Raw genomic sequence first — 6,822 nt, 5'->3', positions numbered from 1 at the left:
TATTTTATTTCAATGTGATATTATCTTTATATTATTAATCTTTACAATACATATATTATTATTTTTTAACTTTAATAGAGGTTATGACATAGGAGTGACACAAATGACAAAATTATGGATTTCAGTCGATATGGAAGGAATTTCAGGGTTACCTGATTATACATATGTAAACTCAAGTGAATCAAATTATGAAACGGGCCGAAGAATCATGACAATGGAAGCCAACAGTGTTGTACAAGCTGCCGTTGATTTTGGGATAGAAGATATTGTCGTGAATGACAGCCATTCAAAAATGAACAACATTTTAATTGAAGAAATTCATCCAGAAGCCAAATTAATCTCTGGAGATGTTAAACCGATGTCTATGGTTCAAGGTTTAGATGATCAAGTAGATTTGGCAACCTTTATTGGATATCATTCACGCGCTGGTAAGAAAGGTGTGATGTCACATTCTATGACCTTTGGGGTTCGAAACTTCTGGATTAATGATCAAGTTGTTGGAGAATTGGGTCTTAATGCCTATGTTGCAGGTTTCTATGATGTTCCAGTGATCCTTGTTGCTGGTGATGACTGTGTTGCTGATGAAGCCAAGCAGCTTATGCCAAATATAACGACGTGTATTGTAAAAAGAGCCTTATCACGGTCCTCTCATGAAACCTTATCTCCAGCTAAAGCTACCGAGTTACTAAGAGAAAAAACCTTGGAAGCTCTTGAAAGAAAAGCGATTGATCCGCTAAAGCCCCCTAAGAATCCTACTCTTAGAGTGGAGTTTACAAACTATGGAGAAGCCGAATGGGCAGCTCTCATTCCTCAAGTAACGATTGAACCTGGAACAACAATAGTCAAATATGAAGCGAATACCATTATTGATGCCTATCAAGCGATGGTGGCCATGACTGAACTCGCTATGAAAACCAAATTTTGTTAAATAAACGATCTTAGATAAAGGGGGTCATCATGATGGTGAATTTTATCCTTAGAAGACTATTAGCCATGATTTTAACCATATGGGTGATAGCTACTCTTACTTTTATACTTATGCATGTTATTCCGGGATCCCCGTTTAATAGTCATAATGGTAAACAATTAAATGAAACGGTTCAAAAGAACATGGAAATGCATTATAACTTAGATAAACCGTTGCCTATTCAATACCTTATCTATATGAAATCTGTTGCGACTTTTGATTATGGCCCATCCATTAAACATCCAAATGATACAGTAAATAGTTTAATTTCAGATGGTTTTCCTGTGTCTTTCGAGCTTGGTATGATAACCCTTATTGTCGCTATTTTGTCAGGTATCATTTTAGGTATTATTGCAGCTCTTAAAGCTAATCATTTCATTGATTATGTAGCCATGACAATAGCCGTATTGGGTATATCGATACCTAATTTTGTTTTAGCTTCATTATTAATTCAAGAATTTGCCGTTAATTTAGGCTGGTTGCCACCGTCAATGTGGACGAGTTGGAAAAGTGAAGTATTACCAACTATTGCGTTAGCTACGGGTCCAATGGCGATAATAGCGAGATTAATTCGTACCAGTATGATCGAAGTGTTGACACAAGACTATATTCGGACGGCCCGAAGCAAAGGTCTATCTCCCATTCTTATTGTTTTTAAGCATGCGTTAAAGAATGCTTTACTACCAGTTATCACACTTCTCGGAACTTTAGCTGCTGGAATATTAACGGGGACTTTTGTTATAGAAAAAATCTTTGCGATCCCGGGAATGGGAAAATATTTTGTTGATAGTATTAATACTCGTGACTATCCTGTGATCATGGGAACGACCGTTTTTTATAGTTCAATCTTGATTGTTTTACTTTTTATCGTTGATATCGCTTATGGTTGGCTGGATCCTAGAATTAAACTTCATAAGAAAGAAGTGATCTAATTGGCGGCAATGAGAATAGATCAAGTGCAAACGACAAATGAAATTCAAGATGAGTGGTTTAATAAAAGAAAGATTAAGAATAACCATGTAGAAGAGTTAAAACGTCCAAGTTTATCGTATTGGAAAGGTGCGTGGATACGCCTTTTGCAGAATAAATTAGCGATGTTTGGTTTAATATTTCTTATTTTACTGGCTATAATGGCCATTTTTGGTCCTTTCATGTCGCAATATTCTGTCTCATCACAAAACTTACAAGATCAAAATTTAAGTCCTTCTCATAACCATTGGTTTGGTACAGATGATCTAGGGCGTGATGTATTTACTAGGACGTGGTATGGCGCAAGAATATCATTAATTGTTGGTCTATTAGCAGCCCTTGTGGATTTATTAATTGGTGTTATTTATGGTGGAATAAGTGGCTATAAGGGAGGCAAGGTTGATAGTGTACTCATGAGAATTATTGAGATTTTATATGGTCTTCCATACCTTCTCGTTGTTATTTTGATGATGGTTGTCATGGGACCTGGATTATTTACCGTTATAGTTGCTCTGACCATAACCGGATGGACTGGGATGGCTCGAATTGTTAGAGGCCAAGTTTTACAATTAAAAAACTATGAATTTGTCATAGCATCAAGATCCTTTGGGAGTCCAACTTCACGGATTATAAAGAAAGATTTAATCCCGAATACGATCGGGCAAATTATTGTTCAAATGACCTTAACCGTCCCTTCAGCCATATTTGCAGAAGCTTTCTTAAGTTTTTTAGGACTCGGCATACAAGCCCCATATGCAAGCTGGGGAACCATGGCGAACGACTCTTTATCTGCCATTTTAACGGGATATTGGTGGCAACTATTTTTTCCAGCTTTCTTTATCTCAATGACCATGTTTGCCTTTAATGTATTAGGCGATGGTTTACAACATGCACTTGATCCAAAATTAAGGAGGTGAAACTCATTGGAACCATTACTTGAGGTAAAACAGTTGCATATTCATTTTCCAACGCATGGTGGTACCGTGAAGGCGGTAAGAGGAGTTGACTTTACTTTAGGAAAAGGAGAAACCTTAGCCATCGTAGGTGAATCTGGCTGTGGGAAAAGTGTTTCTTCCCTTGCTATCATGGGACTTATCGATCATCCAGGTAAAATTACAAATGGTTCAATAATCTTTAAAGGAAAAGACTTGACTCGTTTAACTTCAAAAGAAATGAGAAAAATTCAAGGGCTTGACATTTCAATGGTTTTTCAAGATCCAATGACGGCATTAAATCCAACGTTAACGATTGGTTCACAATTGATGGAAGGTCTTATTCACCAAAAGAAACTTTCTAAACGAAAGGCTAAGAAAGAAGCAATCAAAGTTTTAGACTTGGTTGGTATTTCAAATCCACTCGAACGATTGAAACAGTATCCACATCAATTAAGCGGAGGAATGAGACAGAGAGTCGTTATTGCCATGGCATTAATTTGTGAACCCAATTTACTTATTGCAGATGAACCTACAACGGCATTAGATGTGACCATCCAAGCTCAGATATTGGAGTTATTTGAATCTATTCAAAAAAGAACCGGCATTTCGATCGTTATCATTACTCATGATTTAGGAGTTGTAGCAAAAATGGCTGATCGAATCGCGGTCATGTATGCCGGTAGGGTAGTCGAGGTAGGGAACAAACGTCAAATATTCTATCATTCAGAGCACCCTTACACACGGGCTTTACTTCAATCCGTCGTGAGATTAGATCAATCAAACAATAGTTTAAAACCCATCGAGGGTTCACCTCCAGATTTATTTTCACCACCTAAAGGTTGTGCTTTTGTTGATCGTTGTCCTTATGCTATGGAAGTATGTGGTCGTATTCAACCGCAAAAAACAAGGTTGCGTGAAGGACATCAGGTTGAGTGTTGGTTACAAGATACAAGAGCAGTAACCATAAGAAAAGAAATGTTAGCAAGTCAATCTTAATAGAAAAGTTAGACTAGATGACGCATGTACGACAAGTTTTAAGATTACATATCATCTGTAGTTTGAATAATCAAAAGAGAAAGAAAAAAATCCGAATCTTATTTAGGGGGGTTCAAAATGAAAAGAACATTAACCATCCTGTTATCGATTGTTTTAGTTTTGGCTTTATCTGCTTGTACAGCTAACAGTTCGAAAAACTCAGACTCTTCCTCGGATAATAAGAAAGTATTAAAATTAAACAATGGTCAAGAACCGTCTTCCTTTGATCCTCCAAAGGGATTTGATGCTCCTTCGTGGAGTCCTTTAAATAACTTAATGGAAGGATTGACACGACTAGGGAAAGATAATGAACCACACCCTGCTACAGCTGAAAAATGGGATGTATCGAAAGATGGGAAGACCTATACCTTTCATATACGTAAAAATGCAAAATGGTCAAATGGAGATCCTGTAACGGCTCAAAATTTTGAATTTGCTTGGAAACGTCTATTAGATCCGAAAACGGCATCACCTGCCGCTTTCCTAGGTTATCTTATTGAAGGAGGCGAAGCTTTCAATTCTGGTAAGGGATCGGCTAATGATGTTAAAGTTTCAGCGATTGATAAAAATACGCTTCAAGTGACACTTACAGCACCTCAAAAATATTTCTTAAATATCATAACGAATCCATGTTTCTTTCCAATAAATGAGAAAGTGGCTGAAAAAAATCCTAAATGGTTTGCTAATGCTAAGACGTTTGTTGGTAACGGTCCGTTCAATCTCACAACTTGGAAGCATAATAGTCATATGGTTTTCAAGAAAAACAAGAACTATTGGGATAAGAAAAATGTCAAATTAGATGAAGTGAATTGGGCCATGATTGATGATCCTAACACGGAATATCAAACCTATCAATCTGGAAGTCTAGATGAAGCCAGTGTGCCACCTGGACTCAGTGACAAACTATTCAAAGAAGGAAAAGTTAAAATTGAACAGCAAGCAGGTACTTCTTTTATTAGTATGAATGTTCACCAAGCACCGTTTACAAATCAAAAAATCAGAAAAGCTTTTGCTATGTCAATCGATAGCAAACAAATTGTTGATTATGTCACCAAGGGGAAACAAACACCGGCTTATGGATTCGTGTCGCCAGGATTTAAAGACCCTGATGGCAATGATTTCCGTGAGAAAAACGGAGATTTGTATAAGTTCGATCCAACTGAAGCGAAGAAACTGCTACAAGAAGGCATGAAAGAAGAAGGATATTCAAAACTTCCACCTGTCACATTTACGTATTCTACAACAGATGAAAATAAGAGAATTGCAGAAGCGATTCAAGAAATGTTAAAGAAAAATCTAGGGGTCAACGTGAAATTGGCCAATATGGAATGGAATGTTTTCTCAACCGAGCAAAAAGCGGGCAAATTCCAGTTTTCTAAAGCATCGTTCTTAGCTGACTACGGTGATCCAATTAATTATCTTGAAAACTTCCAAACGGGTATGCCAATGAATAGTGCACGGTGGAGTAACAAAGAGTATGATGCTTTAATCAAAAAAGCAAAGAATGAAAAAGATGAAAAAGCGCGTTTCGATGAAATGTATCAAGCAGAAAAGATCTTGTTTAAAGACATGCCATATTCTACGATTTTATTCTATAATCAACCACTATTACAGAAAAGTAATGTCAAAGGAATTGTGCATCATCCAGTAGGGTATCTTGAACTCAAATGGGCTAGCAAAAATTAACGAAATTATAGTTCGCATAGTCTGTTCTAAAGGTTTTGTTTTGTAACATTTTAAGGAAGGAACTCGCATACGTTTATAAAGTGAAGCTTCCATCAGTGGGGGTTTTCTTCATCCCCCACTGATGGTTAGCTGAACCAATCGGGCCTTTACGGGCAGTTGATCCCCCACCTATCTTCTTGAAAACTCAGAATCTTGAGGTGGGGGTCTTTACTTGCCGTTAAGGCGGGATAAAAATATCGGGTTTCCTTCCTTAAATAATTAAACTTAACATTTTTCAGGAAAAGGAGAGATGAAGCAATGCTAAGGCCAACACGATTAACTAGAGGAGATACCATTGGCATTATCGCTCCAGCAAGTCCACCAAAAATTGAACCTTTAAGAAAAGGAATGCATGTTTTGAAAAAATGTGGTGTGAAGATTTATGAAAGTCCACATTTACACGATGAAATGGGGTATCTAGCAGGTTCTGATGATGACCGTGTGAATGATTTACATAGTATGTTTTTAGATCCGAATATTAAAGCTATTTTTTGTGCCTGTGGCGGTTATGGAACGCCTCGAATCGTCGATCGACTAGATTACAATTTAATAGCCAATAATCCAAAGATATTTTGGGGATATAGTGATATTACCTGCTTGCACACGTCGATACATAAGAAAAGTGGGATAGTGACGTTTCATGGTCCAATGCCAAGTTCGGATATGGGCAAAGATGATTTTAAACCTTTATCAGAACGGTTGATTCAACAATTATTTGAACCTATAACCTTACGTTATGATGAAACCATTTCACCATTAGATGTTCTCGTTGATGGGATTGTTGAAGCTCCCATTGTAGGTGGAAATCTTTCGTTACTTGTAAGCAGTATCGGTTCCGACTTTGACATTGATGTGAAAGGTAAAATTCTCTTAATCGAGGATATAGGTGAGGAACCCTATAGAGTTGATGGGATGTTAAACCAGTTGCGTCTCTCTGGAAAGTTAAACGATGCTGCAGGTTTTATGATTGGATCATTTACGGAAGCTGAACCAAAAAAACGACAATCAACGTTAACTTTAGATGAGGTATTTCAGCACTATTTAATTCATTATGGTAAACCCGTTATGAAAGGTTTCTTAATCGGACATTGCCAACCTCATTTTTCTATTCCCCTTGGTGTTAATGCTGTTCTCAATACGTACTCAAAGACACTGACGATAGAAGCGGGAGTGTGTTAATTCTTAAATTAA

The 6,822-nt window shown here is 37.2% G+C and carries 6 protein-coding genes; all 6 read left to right on the top strand.

Annotation, left to right across the window (positions count from 1 at the left end):
* Positions 1-103 precede the first annotated feature (103 nt).
* Positions 104-928: a M55 family metallopeptidase gene (locus GMB86_RS13170; protein WP_155220675.1), complete on the top strand. Its 825-nt coding sequence runs from the start codon at positions 104-106 to the stop codon at positions 926-928.
* Positions 929-960: 32 nt separating this feature from the next.
* Positions 961-1,899: an ABC transporter permease gene (locus tag GMB86_RS13165; protein ID WP_155220673.1), complete on the top strand. Its 939-nt coding sequence runs from the start codon at positions 961-963 to the stop codon at positions 1,897-1,899.
* 9 nt (positions 1,900-1,908) lie between these two features.
* The gene (locus GMB86_RS13160; protein WP_155220681.1) at positions 1,909-2,853 is read left to right on the top strand and encodes an ABC transporter permease; all 945 of its coding nucleotides are present in this window, start codon (positions 1,909-1,911) and stop codon (positions 2,851-2,853) included.
* Between the two features lie 6 nt (positions 2,854-2,859).
* Entirely contained in the window at positions 2,860-3,867 is a 1,008-nt protein-coding gene (locus GMB86_RS13155) for an ABC transporter ATP-binding protein (protein ID WP_155220671.1), read from the top strand.
* A 117-nt stretch (positions 3,868-3,984) separates the two neighbouring features.
* Positions 3,985-5,592: a peptide ABC transporter substrate-binding protein gene (locus GMB86_RS13150; RefSeq protein ID WP_155220669.1), complete on the top strand. Its 1,608-nt coding sequence runs from the start codon at positions 3,985-3,987 to the stop codon at positions 5,590-5,592.
* 297 nt (positions 5,593-5,889) lie between these two features.
* On the top strand, positions 5,890-6,810 hold the full coding sequence (locus GMB86_RS13145) for a S66 peptidase family protein (protein ID WP_155220667.1): 921 nt from the start codon (positions 5,890-5,892) through the stop codon (positions 6,808-6,810).
* Positions 6,811-6,822: the final 12 nt, after the last annotated feature.

It is taken from the genome of Terrilactibacillus tamarindi (genome assembly GCF_009718825.1).
Classification (GTDB): Bacteria; Bacillota; Bacilli; order Bacillales; family Sporolactobacillaceae; genus Terrilactibacillus; species Terrilactibacillus tamarindi.
This window is presented reverse-complemented; position numbering and strand designations above follow the sequence as displayed.